The organism is Streptomyces sp. NPDC028308 (genome assembly GCF_055565855.1).
On the sequence record NZ_JBVHTO010000004.1, the window covers coordinates 361750 to 381744 of the forward strand.

The following is a 19995-nucleotide window of genomic DNA, read 5'->3' on the forward strand; positions in this document are numbered from 1 at the left end:
GTCCGGTGCCGGTCACACGGGCGGCCGTCGGTCGGCTCCGGCCGGCGTGACGGCCTCCTGTGCGTTGCCGGTCCGCTGCCCGGCCTGTTCGAACTCCGCCAGCGCCTGGGTCAGCCACTGGGTCCAGAACGTCTCCAGGTCGATCCCGGCCCGCAGGACGAGGTGCCGCAGACGGTGCTCGGGTCCGTCCTTGCCGGGCGGGAAGTCGCGCTCCTGGATCTCCTCGTACTCCGCCAACTGACGCCGGTGCAGGTCGAGATGGCGGCGCAGGTCCGCCTCGATGCCGTCGGTGCCGACGACCGCGGAGGCCCGCAGCCGCAGCAGCAGGGTGTCGCGCAGCGGCTTCGGGTCCTGCGGTGCGGCGGTCCAGCGGGCCAGTTCGGCGCGGCCCGCCGTCAGCACCTCGTAGCTCTTCTTCTGGCCCCGGGCCGGCTGCTCGGCGGGCAGCGCGCGGATGAACCCCTCGGCCTCCAGCTTTCCCAGCTCGCGGTAGATCTGCTGGTGCGTCGCCGACCAGAAGTAGCCGATCGACTTGTCGAACCGCCGGGTCAGTTCGAGCCCCGAGGACGGCTTCTCCAGCAGGGCGGTCAGGATCGCGTGCGGCAGTGACATGGCCTCATCCTAGGGAGGGCCGCCCACCGGGCCGCCCTCCCGCCTTTCTAGAGTGCCGCCGCCAGTTCCGTGCCCTGCTTGATGGCGCGCTTGGCGTCCAGTTCGGCGGCCACGTCGGCGCCGCCGATGAGGTGGACGCTGCGGCCGGCGGCGCTCAGCTCCTCGTAGAGGTCGCGCCGGGGCTCCTGGCCGGTGCACAACACGACGGTGTCGACCTCCAGGACCTGGCTGAGGCCGTCCACGGTGATGTGCAGTCCGGCGTCGTCGATCCGGTCGTACCGGACCCCCGGCACCATGCTCACGCCGCGGTGCTTGAGCTCGGTGCGGTGGATCCAGCCGGTCGTCTTGCCGAGTCCGGCGCCCACCTTGGTGGCCTTGCGCTGCAGCAGGTGGACGGTGCGCGGCGGGGCGGGCCGCTCGGGCTCCGTGAGGCCGCCGGGGGCCCGGTAGTCCATGTCGACGCCCCAGTTCCGGAAGTACGTGGCCGGGTCCTCGCTCGCCTTGTCGCCCGCGTCGGTGAGGTACTCGGCGACGTCGAAGCCGATGCCGCCGGCCCCGAGGACGGCGACGCGCTCGCCGACCTGGGCGCCGTCGCGCAGCACGTCGAGGTAGCCGACGACGCTCGGGTGGTCGACACCGGGGATGTCGGGGGTGCGCGGGCTGACGCCGGTGGCGACGACGACCTCGTCGAATCCGGAGACGTCCTCGGCGCCGACGCGGGTGTTCAACCGGACGTCCACGCCGTGCAGTTCGAGCTGGTGACGGAAGTAGCGGATCGTCTCGTCGAACTCCTGCTTGCCGGGGACCTTGCGGGCCACGTTGAGCTGGCCGCCGATCTCGCCCGCGGCGTCGTAGAGGGTGACGTCGTGACCGCGTTCGGCCGCGGAGACCGCGCAGGCGAGCCCTGCGGGACCCGCGCCCACCACGGCGACGCGCTTGCGCAGCCGGGTCGGCGCCAGCACCAGCTCCGTCTCGTGGCAGGCGCGCGGGTTGACCAGGCAGGAGGTGATCTTGCCGCCGAAGGTGTGGTCGAGGCAGGCCTGGTTGCAGCCGATGCAGGTGTTGATGGCTTCGGGGCGACCCGCCTCGGCCTTGGCGACGAAGTCGGGGTCGGCGAGCATCGGACGCGCCAGCGACACCATGTCGGCGTACCCGTCGGCGAGCAACTGCTCTGCGATCTCCGGGGTGTTGATGCGGTTGGTGGTCACCAGGGGCACCGACACGGCACCCATCACCTTCTTGGTGACCCAGGCGTACGCGCCGCGCGGCACCGAGGTCGCGATGGTCGGGATCCGCGCCTCGTGCCAGCCGATGCCGGTGTTGATGATCGTCGCGCCTGCCTCCTCCACGGCCTTCGCCAGGGTGACGACCTCCTCCAGCGAGGATCCCCCGGGCACCAGGTCGAGCATGGAGAGCCGGTAGATGATGATGAAGTCGTCGCCGACCGCCTCGCGCACCCGCCGGACGATCTCCACGGGGAAACGCATCCGGTTCTCGTACGAGCCGCCCCAGCGGTCCTCGCGCCGGTTGGTCCGCGCCGCGATGAACTCGTTGATCAGGTAGCCCTCGGAGCCCATGATCTCGACGCCGTCGTAGCCCGCGCGCCGGGCCAGCCGCGCCGCACGCGCGTAGTCGTCGATGGTCTGCTCGACCTCGGCGTCGGTGAGCGCGTGCGGCGGGAAGGGGCTGATCGGCGCCTGGAGGGCGCTCGGGGCGACCAGGTCCTGGTGGTAGGCGTAGCGCCCGAAGTGCAGGATCTGCAGGGCGATCCGGCCGCCCTCGCGGTGGACCGCCGAGGTGATCTCCGTGTGCTGCTCGGCCTCCGCCTCGGTGGTCAGCTTCGCCCCGCCCTCGTAGGGCCGTCCCGCGTCGTTGGGCGCGATGCCGCCGGTGACGATGAGTCCGACGCCGCCGCGGGCCCGGGTGGCGTAGAACTCCGCCATCCGCTCGAAGCCGCGCTCGGCCTCCTCCAGGCCCACGTGCATGGAGCCCATGATCACGCGGTTGGGCAGCGTGGTGAATCCCAGGTCGAGCGGGTTCAGCAGGTGCGGGTAACGGCTCATCGGGCCCTCCGTGCGCGGTGTGGTGTGTCTGTTGTAGACGACCGCACAGCGCTTTTGCAACTAGTTGCATAATCGGAGGGACCCAGCTCACACGGCGCCCTTAGGGTGTGCCCGGCCGGACGCCGAGGACGACGTGGGCCTCCATCTCCTCGGACACCGCCAGCCGGGCGGTCAGGCCGCCGCGGGTGAAGGCGTCCACGGCCGCGGACGCCTGGAGTTCGCTCGTCTCCACGAGGAGGCAGCCGCCGGGCGCGAGCCAGCGGGCGGCCCCGGCGGCGACGCGGCGCAGGACGTCCAGACCGTCCGCGCCCCCGTCGAGCGCCACCAGCGGCTCGTGGTCACGCGCCTCCGGGGGCAGCAGACCGACCTCGCCGGTCGGGACGTAGGGCACGTTCGCGGCCAGCACGTCCACCCGGCCGAGCAGGCCCTCTGGCAGCGCCTCGAACAGGTCGCCCTCGTGGACCCGGCCGCCGAGTTCGGCCAGGTTGCGGCGGGCGCAGCGCACCGCGGCGGGATCGATGTCGGCGGCGTGCAGCTCGGGCCGTCCGAGGGAGACGGCCAACGCGGCGCCCACCGCGCCGGAGCCGCAGCACAGGTCCACCACGACCGCCGCCTTCGGGGCGTGGGCGACGGCCTGGCGGACCAGGAACTCGGTGCGGCGGCGGGGCACGAAGACACCGGTGTCCACGGTGATGCGCAGTCCGTGGAACTCGGCCCAGCCGACGACGTGTTCCAGGGGCAGGCCGGCGACCCGGCGCGCCACCATGGCGGCGACCTCGTCCTGGTCACGGGCGGTGGAGAGGATCAACTCCGCCTCGTCCTCGGCGAATACACAGCCTGCGGTACGAAGTGCGGCCACTACGGCGGAAGGTGCGAGAAAGGGCATGGAGAGCGAGGGCCTTTCGATGAACCGAAGGGCGCTCTCGCGATCACCTAGAGCAGGCGACCCGCGTTGCCTCGAAGGGAGAGCACCCGACCTGACACAGCGGTAATGGGTCTCACCTCCTGGCGACTTGTCGGTTGGGGCCGTCCACAACCGCGAGGCCACATTACAGGAACGATCAGACGGCGACCGACTCCTCCAGCTCCTCCTCCGCCTCCTCGTCCGGAGCCGGCGCGGGGGCCGCCGCTGCCGCCTCCGGCGCCGGCTCGGAGCCCGGGACGGCCCGCCGGGCACGCGCCCGCTCGGCCGCGCCCGCGACCGCGGTGAGCAGCAGACCGGCCAGGAGCCAGACGACGAGCGTCCCCGCGGCGCCGGACAGCCCGTCGCCGTCGAAGTAGAGGAGACCGCGGACGCCCTCGACGAAACCCGCGCCGTTCCAGAACGCGTGCAGCGTGCCGAAGAAGCCGTTCTGGAGCTCGGGCCGGAACAGGCCGCCGGAGCTGGTGAAGTTGAGCATCACGAACAGCACCATCATGGCGAGGGTGGTCCACCGCTTGAGGAAGGTGTGGAGCCCGACGCCGATGAACAGGATGCCCGCGGAGTACAGCCAGCCCATCCCCCACACACCCGCGAGGTCGTGGTGCGCGAGGTGGAACACCGGTCCCGCGAGCAGCGCGCCGATGGCACTGACGACGCCGGACACGCCGACGGCCAGCAGGCTCCGTATCCGCAGGGGCAGAGCCGCGCCCGCCGCGCCGAGGGCGGCGACGGACGCGTAGGAGCCGATGCTCAGCGCGACGAGCAGGAAGAACAGGCCCTGGCCCGTCGGGTCGTCGCGGACCGTCGGCGCCACGTCGGTGATCTTCAGGGGTTCGCCCTGCCGGGCGGCGACCGGGGTGAAGACCTTCTCGACGGAGAGGGCGCCCATGTCGGAGGAGGCGGTCGCGACGAGCAGTTCGGGTGCCGTGCCCGGGGCGTAGGCGCCGGTGATGTCGCGGGACCGCAGGAGCGCGACGGCCTCGGGGCGGGTGGCGACGGTCCGGACGTCCAGCGCGTCCCCGGCCTCGTCCTTCACGGTCTGGGCGAAGACCTTCGTCTCGGGGCCGGTGCCCACGACGGCGACGGGCAGGTGGTTCGGCTCCGGGGTGGCGAAGGCCCCCAGGTAGGCGAGCCCCATGCCGATGCACATCAGGAGCGGGGTGACCAGGTGCGTGAGCACATGGCGCAGGGCGGGTGAGCGCAGGCCGGCGACCACGCGACCTCCTCCATTGGTTGGCATATACAACTCCTTATCCAGTTGTACTATACAACCAGAAGAGTGAGGGAGTCGCCGTGACCACATCCGAAGAGCCCACCGCCCCCGGCCGGGACGGTGCCGACGGCCCCGGCGCCCCGGCCCGCCGGGGTGTCCGCGGGGCGGCGGCCCGCGACGGGGCGAACCTCCCCCGTTCCGCCGACGCAGCCGTCGAGACCATCCAGCGCGAGATGACGGCGTTCGCCCGGCGCGCCCGGGCCTCGGCGGGGCGCATGCACCCCGAGCTGTCGCTGGTGTCGTACACCCTGCTCGGGCACCTGGAGGAGCGCGGCGGTTGCCGGGCCACCGACCTCGCCGCGCACTACGCGCTGGACAAGTCCACGGTGAGCCGGCAGGTGGCCGCTCTGGAGCGCGCCGGGCTCATCGAGCGGCGCCTCGATCCCGACGACCACCGTGTGCAGGTGCTGCATCTGACACCGGCCGGCAGCGCGCTGCTCGTCCAGGTGACCGAGAGCCGCCGGAGCGCGTTCCGCGAGCGTCTCGACGGCTGGCCCGAGGACGACCTGACGCGGTTCGCCGAGTACCTGCTGCGCTACAACGACGCGGCTCCGGACGCCCGGGAAGACCATCCGTCCGCGGGCTGAGACACGCTCGGCCCGGGCGGACGCGCCCCGCGGCCCCAACTCGCCTTCCTCGGCGAGCGGAGTGCCACGGAGCGGCCCTCGTCCGGCCGGCCGCTCACGTCATACGGCGGCGGGGGTGTGCCCGTCCGGCGCGTGCTCCGGCACCCGGGCCGCCATGAAGCGGGTGGTGCGCCGCAGCCGGAAGCCGAGTGCCTCGTACAGCCGGATGGCGCCGGTGTTGGCCGCGCTCGTGTGCAGGAACGGGGTCTCGCCGCGTTCGCGGACACCGTGCGCGACGGCCAGGACGAGCCGCCCGGCCAGGCCCTTGCCCCGGAAGTCGGGGTCGGTGCAGACCGCGCTGATCTCGGTCCAGCCCGGCGGGTGCAGCCGCTCCCCCGCCATCGCGACCAGCGCGCCGCCATGGCGGATCCCGAGGTAGGTGCCGAGTTCCACGGTGCGCGGCAGGAACGGCCCGGGCCTGGTGCGCCGCACCAGGTCCAGCATCTCCGGCACGTCGTCCGGCCCGAGGCGTACGGCCTCCGCGTCCGGCGCCGCGGGGATGCCGTCGTCGACGAGCTGGACGCCTTCCAGGCTGAAGGTCACCTCCCAGCCCGGCGGTGTCCGCCCCTGGAACCCGGCCAGGGGCGCCTCCCCGCCGGGACCGACCAGCGCCGCCAGATCCGCCCAGTCGTCGGCGTCGGGCTCGTCCGGGAGGGCCAGCCACGGCGACACGTCGGTCGGGTAACGCAGGACGCGGCCGCGGCGCTCCGCGAAGTGGGCGTGCGGCCCGGTCAGCGAGGCCAGGGCCGGGTTGTCCAGGACGTGCCGCTCCGGAGCCCTGCCCGGGTCCGTGCCGAGGGGCTGCCGTTCGGTGCTCGCCCCGGCGCTCACGCGGCCACCTCGATCACGGTCTTGCCGCGCGCGTGGCCGTCCTCGACGAGGCGCAGCGCCTCACCCGCCCGGTCCAGGGGGAACGTCCGTGTGACGAAGGGGTCGAGGCTGCCGTCGGTGACGAGCCGCGCGACCTCGTCGAGCACGGCGGCGGTGCGGGCCCGGGCGACGGCCGCGCCGCCCAGCCGCGCGACCGTCTCCCGGTCGGCCCCGGTGATCAGCTTCGAGGCGTCCGGCAGCAGTGTCGCCGCCGCTTCGAGGGCCTCGCCGCCGACCAGGTCGAAGACCGCGTCGATCCCGTCCGGCGCGGCGGCCCGCACCCGCTCGGCCAGTCCCGGGCCCGACGGGACGTGCACGGCGCCCAGCGACTCGACGAAGTCCTTCTTGCCCTCGCTCGCGACGCCGACCGCGCGCAGCCCGAAGGCCCGGGCGAGCTGAAGCGCCGCGACACCGACCCCGCCGCCCGCCCCGGTGACCAGCAGGGTCTCCCCGGGCGCCAGACCGAGCTGCCGGAGGCCGTCGTACGCGGTCGCCGCGGCCACCGGGAGCACGGCGGCGTCCGTGAAGGACAGCGCGGCCGGCTTGTGGGCGGTCACCGCCACCGGAAGCACGGCGTACTCGGCGTAGGCGCCGTCCACCGGGTTGCCGAAGACCTCGTCCCCGACGGCGAAGCCGGTCACCCCGGGGCCGGTCTCCACGACGACACCGGCGGCCTCGTTGCCGAACACCGCCGGAAGCTCGCGTGCGGGACCGCCCGGACGCCGGTAGCCGGCGCGCTGCTTGAAGTCGACGGGGTTCACACCGGCCGCGCGCACCGCGACCAGGACCTCACCGGGGCCGGGACTCGGCCGCTCCCGGTCCACGAGGGCCTCGGTCTCCGGGCCGCCGTACCGGGTGAACACGTACGCCTTGGGCATGGTCTGCCTCACTCTCCCTTCGCTGTCGCCGGTCGGGGACCCACCGGCGTCGGCATCTGTGGCAAGGGAGATCACGACACCGCTATTCCCGGCGCCGCGGAGTGTTCATACGGCCGCAACGATCGGGGCCGCCGTCCACAGGGGCGCCGGTCGGGGCCGCCTTCCGCGTACGGTTGAATGCGTACGCACGGACCCGCGCGGGCGCCCGCCCGCGGACGGCCGCGCCACCCCGCACACCGCTCGCGATCGACCCCGCGCCGTCCCCGGGACGGCCTGGAGGCACCACCGTCATGAACGTCACCCGAGGCTTCACCGGACGCCCCCGCGTCCACAACGCCGGTCTGCCGCCCGGCCAGTACGACGCGGGGGACGACTGGCCCGTCCTGTCCGCCGAGGTCACCCCCGAGCTGGCGCCGGCCGACTGGACCTTCCGGATCGACGGTCTGGTCGCCGAGCCCCGCGGCTGGGACTGGGACGAGGCCCACGCGCTGCCGTCGTCGGTGTACGAGGGTGACATCCACTGCGTGACGAGCTGGTCGAAGTTCGGCGTGCGCTTCGGCGGCGTGTCCCTGGACGCCTTCCTCGACGCCGTCCGCCCGGACGCCGCCGCCACCCACGCCGTCGCGTACTCCCACACGGGCTACACGGCCAACCTCCCGCTGGCCGACCTGAGGGGCGGGCGCGCCTGGATCGTCTGGGAGTACGACGGGAAGCCGCTGCCCGCCGAGCACGGCGGCCCGGCCCGGCTGATCGTGCCCCACCTGTACTTCTGGAAGAGCGCCAAGTGGATCGCGGGCATCCGGCTGCTGGACCACGAGGAGCCCGGCTTCTGGGAGCAGAACGGCTACCACGCGCGCGGCAACCCCTGGGAAGAGCAGCGGTACTCCGGTGACTGAGACGTTCGTGCCCCCGACCCCGTTCGCCGTGCCCGGCCGGATCGCCGTGAGCGAGCAGGCCGCGACCCACTGGCAGGACGCCACGCTCACCGGGATCCGCCGCGAGACCCCGTACGCCTCCACGTTCCGGTTCGCCGTGCCCGGCTGGACGGGGCACCTGCCGGGACAGCACCTGATGCTGCGGCTCACCGCGCCGGACGGGTACACGGCCCAGCGCCACTACTCCCTCGCGTCCGCGCCCGACGACAGCGGGCACATCGAGCTCACCCTCGACCATGTCGACGGCGGTGAGGTCTCGGGCTGGTTCCACACGGTGGCAAGGCCGGGGGACGTGGTGCAGGTGCGCGGTCCGGTCAGCGGTTTCTTCGCCTGGCCCGGTGACCGGCCGGCCCTCCTGATCGGCGCGGGCTCCGGTGTCGTCCCGCTCATGTCGATGGTGCGGCACCGCCGCGCGAGCGGTCGGTCCGTCCCGCTGCGGCTGCTCGTCTCCGCGCGTGGCCCGCGGGAGCTGATCTACGCCCGGGAGTACGGCGAGGAGACCACGACCGTCTTCACGCGCAGCGCACCGCGGGGCGTCCCGGTCGGCCGCCTGTCGGCGGCACATGTGGCGCCGCTCCTGGCCGACGCGCCCGCCGGTGGGTGGGAGGCCTATGTGTGCGGCTCCAACGGTTTCGCGGAACACGCGTCGCGGCTGCTGGTCGGGGCCGGTCAGCCGGTGGACCGCATCCGCATCGAGCGCTTCGGCTGAACCAGCCGCTCAACGGACGACCCGCTCAACCCGTGCGCTCGCCGACCGCGGCCCGGTCGGCGGGTCGGCGGGCCCCGGTACCTCGCGCCGACGTCTCGGGGCTCGCGTGCCGCGTCCGCCGTCGGCGCGCCCGGGGCTTCGGTGCGCGTGCGGTCCCGGCCGACGGTCCGCGGTCAGCGGTCAGCGGTCAGCGGTGCGGGACCACCGCCACGGGGCACGCGGAGTGGTGGACCAGCACACGGGCGGCCCGGCCGAGACCGGCCGTGTCGGCGCGTCGGCCGACGACCAGCAGCCCGGCCCGGCGGGACTCCTTCAGCAGGTGCGGGCCGGGCCGGCCGTGCACGACGTGCTCGGTGACGGTGGTCTCCGGGAACTTGTGCCGCCACGGTTGCAGGGTGCTCGTCAGCACACGCCGCCTGCCCTCCTCCCGCTCGGGGGCGTCCTCGGGCGGCGGCGCGCCGGGCACGTAGCCGCGCGGCGGTGGCGGCGTGGTCCAGGTGTGTGTCACGTGCAGCGGCGCCGAGCGGGCGGCGGCCGTCTCGAAGGCGTACGCGAGGAGTTCGTCGGCGGGGCGGTCCGGGTCGAGACCGAGGACCACCGGCAGGTAGGGGGCGCGGTGCGGCGGGGTGCCGTCGACGGTGGGCATCCGCTCGTCCTCGGGGAGTTCGCCCGCGCGCACCAGGACGACCGGATGCGCGGCGGCGGAGGTGACGGCGAGCGCCACCGAGCCGACCGGGAAACCGGTGAATCCGGTGGCGCCCCAGGAGCCGAGCACCAGGGCCTCGGCCTCGGCCGCGGCGTCGAGCAGCGCCGGGACGACGGGTGTCTCGACGTGGTCGGCGACGATGTCCAGGGCCGGGTGGGCGTACGACAGCCGCACCGCGGCCCGGTCGAGCAGGGTGCGCGCGGGGAGGTCGACGTCCTGGAGCGGGGCGGGGGCGGCCGGTTCGGCGCCCGCGTGCAGCAGGCGCAGCGGAAGGCGGCGGCGCTCGGCCTCCCTGGCCGCCCAGTCGGCGGCGTCCAGCGCGGCCCGTGAGCCGTCGACGCCTGCGGTGACGGTACGCGTGCCGCTGCTCATGGCTCCTGCCTTTCGGGATCGCTCATGGCCGGGCTGCCCGGTGCGGGGGACGGGGGACCTCCCTCGGCGGGCCGGTACAGGAGCGGGTTCCACGCGGGCCGCGGATCAGTCGTGCGGCGCCGTGATCCCTCGCGAACTCCACCCGGAACGCCGGGGGTTGGGTCCCGGCGGTCCCCTGGGCGGTGTGCCGGACCTCGGGGTCGGTCCGTCAGCGGCGCTGGTCGAGCAGAATTCTCGCCAGTTCGTGCGGCTGGGAGAACATCGGCCAGTGCCCGGTGTCCATCTCGACCAGGCGCCACCGCTCGCTCTTGAGCGACTCCGCCACGTCGTCGTTCGGCTCGGGGCCGTCCAGGAGGCACTTGACGTAGGTCGCCGGCAATTCGCCCAACGGGCGGGTCAGGACGGCGGGTTCGGTGAGGCTGGCGCCCGGGTGCGGTGTCGCGCCGGCCGCGAGCCGCGCGATCTGCTCGCTGCTGAGGCCCTGACCGTCGTACTCCTCCGCGCTCAGCGGCTGCCAGAAGCCGCCGTTCTCGGCGAGCCCGGCCTCGAAGCGCTCCTCGCCCTGCCACCAGTTGGAGGCGAACGAGGCGCCGTCGACGGGGATCTCGGAGTCGACGAAGACCACGCGGGCGAGCCGGTCGCCGATGCGCTCGGCGGCCTGGCCGACCGGGATGCCCGCGTAGCTGTGTCCGACGAGGACGACGTCACGCAGGTCGAGGCGCTCCACCTCGCCGACGATGTCCTCCACGTGTGTCCGCTGTCCCGCGGGCTGTCCCTGCCGCTCGGCGACGCCGGACAGCGTCAGGGCGTGCGCGCCGCATCCGGCCGCGCGCAACTCCGGCACCACCTCGTCCCACGCCCACGATCCCAGCCACGCGCCTGCCACCAGTACGAAGTCCGTCATGAGGAAAACGTAGCGCCGGGGTCTGACACGCGCCGCCCGATCCCGGTTCCGTACCCCTTCGGGTCGGTGGTCCCGAAGGGATCTGGCGGGCGCGCGGACCGCGCCCGTACGGTGTGATCATCCGCACCCCGATGTCAAAGGTGGCCCTTCATGGCCCTGTTCGACCTCCCCCTGGACGAGCTCCGCGGCTACCGCAGCGCGTCGGCCGAGCCCGAGGACTTCGACGCCTTCTGGGCCGACACCCTCCAGGAGGCGCGCCGGCACGAGCTGGACGCGCGCTTCGAGCCGGTGCGGACGCCGCTCAGGACCGTCGAGCAGTACGACGTGACGTTCGCCGGCTTCGGCGGGCACCCGGTCAAGGGCTGGCTGACGCTGCCGGCCGGCACGGACGCGCCGCTGCCCGTGGTCGTGGAGTTCATCGGGTACGGCGGCGGGCGCGGCCTGCCGCACACGCACCTGCTGTGGGCCTCGGCCGGGTTCGCGCACTTCGTGATGGACACCCGGGGCCAGGGCAGCGCCTGGGGCGGCGGTGAGACGCCCGACCCGGTGGGCAGCGCGCCCGCGTTCCCGGGCTTCATGACGCGCGGGGTCGAGGACCCGGAGAGCTACTACTACCGGCGCCTCTACACGGACGCCGTGCGTGCCGTGGAGGCGGCCCGCGCCCATCCGCTGACCGACCCGGCGCGCACGGCGGTCGTGGGCGCGAGCCAGGGCGGCGGCATCAGCATCGCGGTCGGCGGTCTGGTGCCCGACCTGGCGGCGGTCGCCCCGGACGTGCCGTTCCTGTGCGACTTCCCGCGTGCGACGACCCTGACGGACCGCGACCCCTACCGGGAGATCGGCAGGTACCTCAAGACGCACCGCGGCCGCACCGAGCGGGTCATGAGCACGCTCGCGTACTTCGACGGGGTGCACTTCGCCGCCCGCGGCCGGGCACCCGCCCTGTTCTCGGTGGCGCTGGAGGACCAGACCTGCCCGCCCTCGACCGTCTACGCCGCCTTCAACGCGTGGGCGCACGAGGACAGGACGATCGAGGTGTACGACTTCAACGACCACGAGGGCGGCGGCCCGTACCAGGAGGAGGCCAAGCTGCGCTGGCTGCCGCGGCACCTCTGAGGCGCCGCGGCACGGGCCGGCCGCGCCCCTCTCAGCCCGCTGTCCCGCGCGGTACGACGGTGGCCAGGACGGCTGGCAGCGGGTACCAGTCGGCGGAGACCACGCTGGCGTGCCGTCCGGCCAGCAGGCCGACCCGGTCCAGGGCCTGGGCCTGCGTCGGGTTGGTGCCGTCGATGGCGGGGGCCACGTTGTGGGCGTCGGTCATGACGAGGAGGTAGTGCCGGTCGTCGTACCAGGCGGTGTCGACCGACCCATTGGTGTAGGCACCGGCGTCGCCGTCGAAGACGACGAACCAGGGGCGGATCGAGGCGTCGGCGTAGCGGGTGCGCGGGTCGCCGGCGGCGGCGCCGTGCACAGCGGGGAAGGCGGCGGCCTCGCGCAGGCGTCCGGCGGCGGCGAGGTCGCGCAGGTACTGGGCGTACTCGCGGTCCGTCCACAGGGTGTCGGCGGGGTTGCCCTCCTCGACCGTGCCCGGGATCAGCTCGACGACGAACTTGCCGGCGAGGGCGGAGCGGGCGGGCCAGCCGTCGGCGCGGACGGCCGTGTCGAGGTCGGGGTGGGAACCGGTCACGTCGGCGGGGCGCAGCAGGGCGTCGCCGAGCTTGGCGGTGAGGAGGGCGTCCAGTTGGGCGGGACCGCGGCCGTTCCTGGACTGGAAGCCGTCCTTCATCTCGACCTTGAGCTGGATCGGCCGGTGGCCGGGGTGGGCGTCGTGCCAGGCCCTGATGTCGGACAGGCAGCCGCCGAGGTCGCGGTTGCGCGTCTTGGTGCGCAGTTCGGAGGCCCGGGCGGCGTTCTCGCAGTTGTTGTCGTTGCCGAGCGGGTTGCTGTGCGAGACCCGCCAGGAGGAGCCGAACACGTTGGTCCACACGTCGAGTTCGAGCATTCCGGCGCCCGAGTCCAAGGCGTCCGCGAAGTAGGGGTACTTGCTCTTCTCGTAGGCGTTGTGGACGCCCACCCAGGTGGTGGACGAGTACGCCGGGTCCGCGGCCGTCGACGGCGGTGCGGCGGTCAGCGCGAGCACGGCCGCCGCCGTCACCGTGATCCCGGTACGCGTCAACGCCTTCGCAAGTCTGGGCATGTTCCCCCTGCCTCCTGTACCTCGGTGGTCAACCGCTCGGCAGCGTAGGGGTGTTGGGTGACATGCGGAAGATCGCGGAGTGAAGGATCGAGTGACGTGATCCGGCGCCTTCCCTCCAGTCCGACCAGTCGGTACGTTCGGTTCGGCCGGAGCGCGCGCCCGCGTTCCGCGTCATCCACGGACGACGGAGGTCCCATGTCCCCGCAAGTGCCTCAGGTGCACGGTCACTGCGACGCGCGCTTCTCCTCGGTCCGCACGGCGTTCGAGGAGAACTTCCGCGAGCGCGGGGAACTGGGCGCGGCGGTGGCCGTCGTCCGGGACGGGGAGACCGTGGTGGACCTGTGGGGCGGCTGGGCCGACGCGGCGGGCACCCGCCCGTGGGAGCGCGAGACGCTGGTGAACGTGTGGTCGACGTCGAAGGGGCCGACGGCGCTGTGCGCGCACATCCTGGCGGACCGGGGGCTCCTGGACCTGGACGTCCCGGTGGCCGCGTACTGGCCGGAGTTCGCGGCGGCGGGCAAGGAGTCGGTCCTGGTCCGGCATCTGCTGTCCCACCGGGCGGGGCTCTCGGGGCTGCGCGAGCCGCACTCGCTGGAGCAACTGTGCGACTGGGAGCTGACGGTGGCCCGGCTGGCGGCGCAGGAGCCGTGGTGGGAGCCGGGGACGCGTTCCGGGTACCACGCGCTGACCTACGGCTTCCTGGTCGGCGAGGTGGTACGGCGGGTTTCGGGGCTGCTGCCGGGCGCCTTCCTGGAGCGGGAGGTGACCGGGCCGCTCGGGATCGACTTCACGATCGGACTGCCCGGAAAAGAGGCCGGCCGGGTGGCGGAGCTGGTGCATCCGCCGGCCGCCACGACGAGTGAGCAGGCTTCCGCCTTCGCCCAAATGGCGCCCGCGGCGCTGGCCGCGCTGACCAATCCGCCGGTGGGTGCCGCCGAGGCCAACACCTCGTGGTGGCGGGCTGCCGAGATACCCGCGGCCAACGGCCACGGCACGGCCCGCGCGGTCGCGGCGCTGTACGGGATCTTCGCGTCGCGGGGCTCGTACGGCTCGCGTCAGGTGCTGTCGGCGGCTGCCGCCGAGCGGGTGCGTGAGGGCCAGGGCAGCTGCCGTGACCTGGTGCTGGGCGCGGGCTTCGCGCACGAGACGGAGATCGGGCTCGGGCTGTGGCTCAGCGGGCCCAACGGCTCGTACGGGCCGAACCCGAGGGCTTTCGGACACGACGGCTTCGGGGGTTCCTGCGGCCTCGCCGATCCGGAGGCGGGCGTCTCGCTGGGCTACGTGATGAACCGCATGGGCCCGCACATCGCGGACGACCCGCGCAAGAGGGCGCTCGTGGAAGCCGTGTACGCCGCCCTCTGAGGCTCCATGGGCCGTGGGCGGGCGCGGGTGGAAACCGGCCGAACCGACGAGCCGCTCTTCCCTAGTGGTTTAGACCAATGATAGACGTGGTCGCGCAATGAGCCCGCACGGCTACGCCTTGTCACCAACAGGAGGCGCGGACATGGCCCGCACCGTCCACACGCCCGACCACGAACCCCGTTACCGGCGCGTCGCCACCCAACTGCTCGACGAACTACGGGAAGGCGCCATCCCGCCCGGGGAGCGGCTGCCCGGGGAGCGGGTTCTCGCCGCGCGATTCGACGTCAGCCGCGAGACCGTCCGCCAGGCCCTGCAGATGCTGCGCGGCAGCGGACTGGTCTCCACCGACCGGCGCGGCAGCCACGCCACGCTGCCGGGCACCACCGCCGAGCACGTGCCCTCCCTGGACTTCCCCGTCGGCGCGCACACCGCGGAGCCGTGCGCCGTCCACCGGACCAGCGTCGCCTGGGAGCCTCCGTCGCCGGAGCACGCCCGGGCGCTCGGACTCGCGCCCCGGCGGCCGACGCTGGTCCACCGCTACGAGTCGGCCACCGCGGACGGGCAGGGGCTGCGCACCGCCGTGACGTCGTTCTCGGCGGTCGCCGTCGCCGAGGTCGAGGAACTGGCCCGCTACCGCGACCGCGCGGACGGCAGCGGCTCCGCGCACCTGCGCCGGGCCTACGACTGGATGCGCAGGGCCGGACTGACCCTCCACCACCGGGACACCATCACGCGATCGCCGCGGTCGGTGCGGGTCACCCGGCGGGTGCACGACCAGTACGACCGGCCGCTGGAGGTCACCGACCTCGTCGTCGAGGCGCAACAGGACGCCCTGGTGTACGAGTTCACCCTTCCCGCGGCCGGGTGACCCCCTCCGGCGACGGAACGAGCGCCGGCTGCGCGCGACGCTGGGTGAGGCGCGCTTCGCCGAGGCGGTGCGCGGGGGGCGCGCTGGGGCCGGAGGCGGCGGTGACGCCGGCGCTGGGGGGACAGGCCGGGACGCCGACTTCTGACGCGGGGCGGCCCGGTCTCCCCCACGGCCACCGGGGGCTCCTCCGGCGGCGGCCGATTTCGCGACGCGGCCGATGCAGGGTTTCCCGGCCGAGAGGAGTCCGGCTTCTGCCGTGGCCGTGGCAGGAAGCCTCAACCGGAAAGCACTCGGCTCACGACGCCGGCAGGGCGGGGCTGCCTGTGCCGCACGGGGCCCTGCTTCTGACCCTCCCGGGGCAGGAGTTCTGCCCTGGAACCAGGCGCATTCCGGCCCGCGGTGCGCCGGTCACCCCGGGTGGCAGACGCACCGACGGACTCCCGAGACCGCCGCACATCCCTGTCCCGGCCCGCCGGGAGGGCCGACGCCGGTGAGAGGTGGCGAAGTGGCGAGGTGCTCGGGACGCTCGGCACGACGGTCGGCGGCGAGATGCAGTCATGTGACAGATTCCTTGACGGCCGCGGACGCCTAACGTGCTGGATATGTCCACCCACGACGCACAGCGGACCGAGCGGGCCCGCTCCACCGAGCGGGTCCCGGTCGTCCGCGTCCCCGGGCCGGGGCTGACGCCGGGCGACCGGAACCACCGGGCCGCGCACCTCGGGCAGACAGGGTCCACGGCCGTCGCGTGGACCCGGCCGGACGGCCTCGCCGCGCTCGCCGGGCCCGGCGAGCGTCCCGCGGCGGTCACCATCCGGAACCGGATCCTTCCGGCGACACCGGAGCGGGAGCCGGCCGTATCCGGTCACTCCTTCGGCGGACCGCCCGCCCGGATTCTCACCGGTCACGGCCCGTCCACCGCCGACGCCACCCCGCCTTCGTGGCGCGCTCGGGCCGTCCCGGCCCTCCTGGGCACGGCGGCCCGTACGGGACGCGCGCCCTGCCCGCGCCACCGCGCCGGGCGGCGGGCTCCGCACTTGGACCGGGGGCCGGGACGGACACCGTCGATCCCGCCGGTCCCGCACTGACCATCGACCCCGGCCGGCAGGAGACCGCGGACAGCGCACCGGCTCCGCGTGCCGCCTCCCCACCGGACCCTCCGCGCCCGTACCGGCTTCCCGGCGCTCCCCGCGCCGCGTCGCGCGACCGGAGCGCGGACACCGCATCAACCGACCGGACGCACCCCGTCCGCCCTCCGAAAGGCAAGCGACATGAGCACGTTCACCACCTCCGACGGCACCGAGATCTTCTACAAGGACTGGGGCAGCGGTCAGCCGGTCGTCTTCAGCCACGGCTGGCCCCTCAACGCCGACACCTGGGACAACCAGCTCCGCCTGGTCGCCGAGAACGGCTTCCGCGCCATCGCCCACGACCGCCGCGGACACGGCCGCTCCGGCCAGCCCTTCCAGGGCAACCACATGGACCAGTACGCCGACGACCTGGCCGAGCTGATCGAGAAGCTCGATCTGCGCGACGTCGTCCTGGTCGGCCACTCGACCGGCGGCGGCGAGGTGGCCCGCTACATCGGCCGCCACGGCACCTCCCGGGTCGCCAAGGCGGTACTGCTGGGCGCGGTGCCCCCGCTGATGCTGAAGACGGACGCGAACCCCGAGGGCACACCCATCGACGCCTTCGACGGGATCCGCGCGGGCGTCGAGGCGGACCGCTCGCAGTTCTACTGGGACCTGAGCGAGGCGTTCTTCGGCTTCAACCGGCCCGGCGCCGCCGTCTCCGAGGGCATGCGCCGCTCGTTCTGGCTGTGGAGCATGCAGGTCGGCGTGAAGGGTGCCTACGACTGCATCAAGCAGTTCTCGGAGACCGACTTCACCGAGGACCTGGCGCGCATCGACGTACCGACGCTCGTCGCGCACGGCGACGACGACCAGATCGTGCCGATCGGCGCCGCCGCGCTGAAGACGGCCGAGCTCGTCAAGGACGCCACCCTCAAGGTCTACCCGGGCGCCCCGCACGGCCTGGTGGGCGAGTACGAGAAGGCCTTCAACGCCGATCTGCTCGAATTCATCAAGAGCTGACGCCCCGGCCCGGTCGCCTTCCGCGGAGGGCGACCGGGCTCGGCGCTGCCCGGGCCCGCTAAGGGCTTCCGGGTGTGCCGCCGGTCCCCCGGGTTTCCGCGGCCGGTGCCGGAGCGGCCGCCGCCCTACCGCGGGTCCGGGACCACAGGGCCAGGCCGAGCGCCACCGCCGTACCGGCCAGCATGACCGCGACCACGACCCACACGGCGCCGCTCACGGCGTCCGTGAACGCGGTCCGCGGATCGCGCACCTCCAGGACGCGGTCCTCGAACCGTGACGTCATCAGCGTGCCGAGGACGCTGGTGCCGAGGACGGCGCCGATCTGCCGGGCCGCGTTGACCGTGCCGCCCGCCTCGCCCTCCCGGCCGTGCGGGACGTGGCCGATGGCGAGAGCGGTGGACGGGGCGTTGGCCAGGCCGCATCCGAGACCGAAGACGACGAGGGCGGCGGCGTACCCGCCGAACCCCGTGCCGGGCTCGACTCGGGCGAAGAGAGCCGCCCCCGTGGCCGCGAGCAGCAGCCCGGCCGCGATCAGCGCGCGCGGTCCCAGGCGCCGCACGAGCACTCCGGCCAGCACCGAGGCGGCGATGAACGTGCCGAACTGGGCGAGGAGTTGGACGCCCACCTCCAGGGCGGTCAGTCCCTGCACCCGCTGGAGCCACAGCACTTCGAGCAGGGACAGGCCGACGAAGCCGAACAGGACGGCCGCGGCGAGCAGGAGCGAGGCACCGTAGGACGGGTCGCGCAGCAGGCGCAGGTCCACCATCGGCGCCTGCCCGCGCAGTTCGGCCACGACGAACGCGGCGAGCAGGATCACGGCGCCCGCCGCGGCCGCGAGGGCACGCCCGGATCCGTATCCGTGGTGGCCGCCGTCGATCAGCCAGTAGACCATCAGGGCGAGACCGCCGATGGCAGTGAACTGGCCCGCCCAGTCGATGCGTTGGGAGCCGTTGCGGGACTCTTGGACGTAGCGCAGGGCGACGGCCGCGGCGAGGACGGCCACCACCGCGTTGAGCCAGAAGGCCGTGTGCCAGGTCCACCAGCGCAGGGCCAGACCCGCGGTGAGGGGCCCGATCGCGAGGCCGAGTCCCGAAGCCGCCGCCCAGGCGGCGATCGCGCCCGCCCGCCGCCTGGGGTCGGGGACCGCGTGGGTGACGAGGGCGAGCGAACTGGGCGTGATCAGCGCGCCGCCCACACCGGCGATCGCCTGACCGGCCAGCACCGCGGCCAGACTTCCCGCGAGGACCAGCACCACCCCGCCCGCGGCCATCGTCGCGGCTCCGGCGAGGAACACGGCGCGCCGGCCCCAGCGGTCGGCGAGGGCGCCCGCGCCGAGGACGCAGGAGGCGACCACCAGGGTGTACATGCTGGGCACCCACACCAGGTCGGCCGCGGTGACGCCCAGGTCGTCCTGGACGGCGCTGAGTGTGCCGATGGTCTGCGTGGTCTGCAGGAAGACCGTGAACAGGCCGAGGCAGGCGGCGACGAGCACCGGCAGCGGGCGTTCTCCGCGCGTCGGCCCTGAGGAGCGGGCGGCGTCGCGCAGGGCGGTGGGGGCGTTCACGAGGTCTCCCTTGCGGAGGTGGAGTCGGCGGGGGCGCCGGGGTCCGTGCCCGGCATCGGATCCAGTACGACGCGGGCCTGCCGGGCCACGGCGAGGAGGCGGCCGTCGGACGACCAGACGGCGCTGTCGTCGATCGCCCAGCCGCCGCCCGCCCGTTCGGTGCGCATCCGCACCAGCGCCCAGCCCTCGGGGGCGCCGCCGGTGAGCGCGTCGGTGAAGTGCACCGTCAGCTCGGCCGTCGGGACGGGCCGCGGGACGCGCCAGCACGCGTACAGGGCGGGCGGCAGGACGTCGGTCAGGGTCACGACCGTCGCCTCGTCCAGGGGCCGGCGGTCGGTGCACCGCACCCACGCGACGAGTTCGGCGCGCTCGCCGCCGGCGAGCGGGAGGTCCGAGGTCGCCGGGCGTATCTCCAGCTGCCGGGCGAAGGGCGCCAACCCGACCGGCAGGTCGAGGAGTCGGCAGTCCTCGGGGCGCGGCACGTCGGGCGCGGGAAGTCCGTCGTACGCGGGTCCCGGGCGCGCCGGACCGAAGACCGCGGAGCCGAAGAGGGCCGGGGTGCCGTCCTGGTGCCCGGTGAACGCGCAGGTCGCCGCGCGACGTCCGGACTTCGCAGCGGTCACGGCGAGTCGCAGCGGCCGGGCGTCCACGGGGGCCAGGAAGTGAGCGGTCAGGGAGCGGACGGGGTCGGCGCCCCCGGTGAGGTGCTCGCGTACGGCGGTGAGGGCGGCGGCCGCGGCGTGTCCGCCGTGCGCCCCGTCCCAGGACCACCACAGGGGGTCGATCCGGGCCACGGTGTCCTTCGTGGCGGGCGTGCTGCCAGGCGGTGCAGTGGCTGTCGGAGCCCTCATCGCGTTTCCTCGCACGGTCGGCCCTTCCCAGGGCGATGGGTTGGTGAGTTTGAAAAGCGGACTCACTATAACCTGTGCGGGTCCGGAAAACGGACTGACTTGACGGCTCGGTGCACCCCGAGGGCCCGGACGACGAAGTCGCCTGTCCGGCAAAGGAGTTCGGGTCAGGAGTCGGTGAAGAGCTCAGGTG

General features: G+C 73.9%; 19 protein-coding genes. 8 read left to right on the top strand and 11 right to left on the bottom strand.

Annotation, left to right across the window (positions count from 1 at the left end):
• Positions 1 to 12 precede the first annotated feature (12 nt).
• From ACZ4VA_RS11805 to ACZ4VA_RS11820, 4 genes are all read right to left on the bottom strand, one after another.
• Positions 13 to 612 carry a PadR family transcriptional regulator gene (locus ACZ4VA_RS11805; protein WP_356165538.1) on the bottom strand — a complete coding sequence of 200 codons (600 nt, stop codon included), beginning with the start codon at positions 610 to 612 and terminating at the stop codon, positions 13 to 15.
• A 47-nt stretch (positions 613 to 659) separates the two neighbouring features.
• Positions 660 to 2675, bottom strand: coding sequence for an NADPH-dependent 2,4-dienoyl-CoA reductase (locus ACZ4VA_RS11810; protein ID WP_355793909.1), 2016 nt, complete (start codon positions 2673 to 2675; stop codon positions 660 to 662).
• A 100-nt stretch (positions 2676 to 2775) separates the two neighbouring features.
• A complete protein-coding gene (locus ACZ4VA_RS11815) occupies positions 2776 to 3561 on the bottom strand; it encodes a putative protein N(5)-glutamine methyltransferase (protein WP_356165541.1) in 786 nt (261 codons plus the stop codon).
• 175 nt (positions 3562 to 3736) lie between these two features.
• Positions 3737 to 4837 (bottom strand): ABC-2 transporter permease, encoded by a 1101-nt coding sequence (locus ACZ4VA_RS11820; RefSeq protein ID WP_356165544.1) that lies wholly within the window; start codon positions 4835 to 4837, stop codon positions 3737 to 3739.
• Positions 4838 to 5043: 206 nt separating this feature from the next.
• Here ACZ4VA_RS11820 and ACZ4VA_RS11825 point away from each other — a divergent pair, with 206 nt between their 5' ends.
• A complete protein-coding gene (locus ACZ4VA_RS11825) occupies positions 5044 to 5457 on the top strand; it encodes a MarR family winged helix-turn-helix transcriptional regulator (RefSeq protein ID WP_356165922.1) in 414 nt (137 codons plus the stop codon).
• Between the two features lie 99 nt (positions 5458 to 5556).
• On the opposite strand, the gene ACZ4VA_RS11830 is transcribed toward ACZ4VA_RS11825, so the two are convergent.
• Complete coding sequence (locus ACZ4VA_RS11830; protein WP_355794425.1) at positions 5557 to 6255, bottom strand: GNAT family N-acetyltransferase; 699 nt, start codon at positions 6253 to 6255, stop codon at positions 5557 to 5559.
• Positions 6256 to 6323: 68 nt separating this feature from the next.
• Entirely contained in the window at positions 6324 to 7244 is a 921-nt protein-coding gene (locus ACZ4VA_RS11835; protein WP_356165547.1) for an NADP-dependent oxidoreductase, read from the bottom strand.
• A gap of 290 nt (positions 7245 to 7534) precedes the next feature.
• Here ACZ4VA_RS11835 and ACZ4VA_RS11840 point away from each other — a divergent pair, with 290 nt between their 5' ends.
• Both ACZ4VA_RS11840 and ACZ4VA_RS11845 read left to right on the top strand, forming a co-directional pair.
• A complete protein-coding gene (locus tag ACZ4VA_RS11840) occupies positions 7535 to 8140 on the top strand; it encodes a sulfite oxidase-like oxidoreductase (protein ID WP_389389259.1) in 606 nt (201 codons plus the stop codon).
• A complete protein-coding gene (locus ACZ4VA_RS11845) occupies positions 8133 to 8888 on the top strand; it encodes a ferredoxin reductase (protein ID WP_356165553.1) in 756 nt (251 codons plus the stop codon). Before ACZ4VA_RS11840 ends, ACZ4VA_RS11845 begins: the two co-directional genes overlap by 8 nt.
• A 187-nt stretch (positions 8889 to 9075) precedes the next feature.
• Here the strand turns inward: ACZ4VA_RS11845 and ACZ4VA_RS11850 are convergent, their stop codons facing one another.
• Together ACZ4VA_RS11850 and ACZ4VA_RS11855 are read right to left on the bottom strand one after the other, a co-directional pair.
• Positions 9076 to 9966, bottom strand: coding sequence for a universal stress protein (locus ACZ4VA_RS11850; RefSeq protein ID WP_356165556.1), 891 nt, complete (start codon positions 9964 to 9966; stop codon positions 9076 to 9078).
• 208 nt (positions 9967 to 10174) lie between these two features.
• Entirely contained in the window at positions 10175 to 10870 is a 696-nt protein-coding gene (locus tag ACZ4VA_RS11855; protein WP_356165559.1) for an alpha/beta fold hydrolase, read from the bottom strand.
• Positions 10871 to 11020: 150 nt separating this feature from the next.
• Here ACZ4VA_RS11855 and ACZ4VA_RS11860 point away from each other — a divergent pair, with 150 nt between their 5' ends.
• Positions 11021 to 11986: an acetylxylan esterase gene (locus ACZ4VA_RS11860; protein ID WP_355786144.1), complete on the top strand. Its 966-nt coding sequence runs from the start codon at positions 11021 to 11023 to the stop codon at positions 11984 to 11986.
• 31 nt (positions 11987 to 12017) lie between these two features.
• Here ACZ4VA_RS11860 and ACZ4VA_RS11865 read toward each other — a convergent pair whose 3' ends face one another.
• A complete protein-coding gene (locus ACZ4VA_RS11865) occupies positions 12018 to 13067 on the bottom strand; it encodes a phosphatidylinositol-specific phospholipase C domain-containing protein (protein WP_356165565.1) in 1050 nt (349 codons plus the stop codon).
• 195 nt (positions 13068 to 13262) lie between these two features.
• Between ACZ4VA_RS11865 and ACZ4VA_RS11870 the strand changes: the two genes are divergently transcribed.
• From ACZ4VA_RS11870 to ACZ4VA_RS11885, 4 genes are all read left to right on the top strand, one after another.
• Positions 13263 to 14429, top strand: a complete 1167-nt coding sequence (locus tag ACZ4VA_RS11870) for a serine hydrolase domain-containing protein (protein WP_452920534.1) — start codon at positions 13263 to 13265, stop codon at positions 14427 to 14429.
• Positions 14430 to 14571: 142 nt separating this feature from the next.
• Positions 14572 to 15297 (top strand): GntR family transcriptional regulator, encoded by a 726-nt coding sequence (locus ACZ4VA_RS11875; protein ID WP_356165571.1) that lies wholly within the window; start codon positions 14572 to 14574, stop codon positions 15295 to 15297.
• A 602-nt stretch (positions 15298 to 15899) separates the two neighbouring features.
• Positions 15900 to 16385, top strand: a complete 486-nt coding sequence (locus tag ACZ4VA_RS11880) for a hypothetical protein (RefSeq protein WP_468081016.1) — start codon at positions 15900 to 15902, stop codon at positions 16383 to 16385.
• 183 nt (positions 16386 to 16568) lie between these two features.
• Entirely contained in the window at positions 16569 to 17390 is an 822-nt protein-coding gene (locus tag ACZ4VA_RS11885) for an alpha/beta fold hydrolase (RefSeq protein ID WP_468081018.1), read from the top strand.
• 58 nt (positions 17391 to 17448) lie between these two features.
• On the opposite strand, the gene ACZ4VA_RS11890 is transcribed toward ACZ4VA_RS11885, so the two are convergent.
• Positions 17449 to 18954: an MFS transporter gene (locus ACZ4VA_RS11890; RefSeq protein ID WP_468081020.1), complete on the bottom strand. Its 1506-nt coding sequence runs from the start codon at positions 18952 to 18954 to the stop codon at positions 17449 to 17451.
• Positions 18951 to 19805: an acyl-CoA thioesterase gene (locus tag ACZ4VA_RS11895; protein ID WP_468081022.1), complete on the bottom strand. Its 855-nt coding sequence runs from the start codon at positions 19803 to 19805 to the stop codon at positions 18951 to 18953. Before ACZ4VA_RS11895 ends, ACZ4VA_RS11890 begins: the two co-directional genes overlap by 4 nt.
• Between the last annotated feature and the right edge of the window lie 190 nt (positions 19806 to 19995).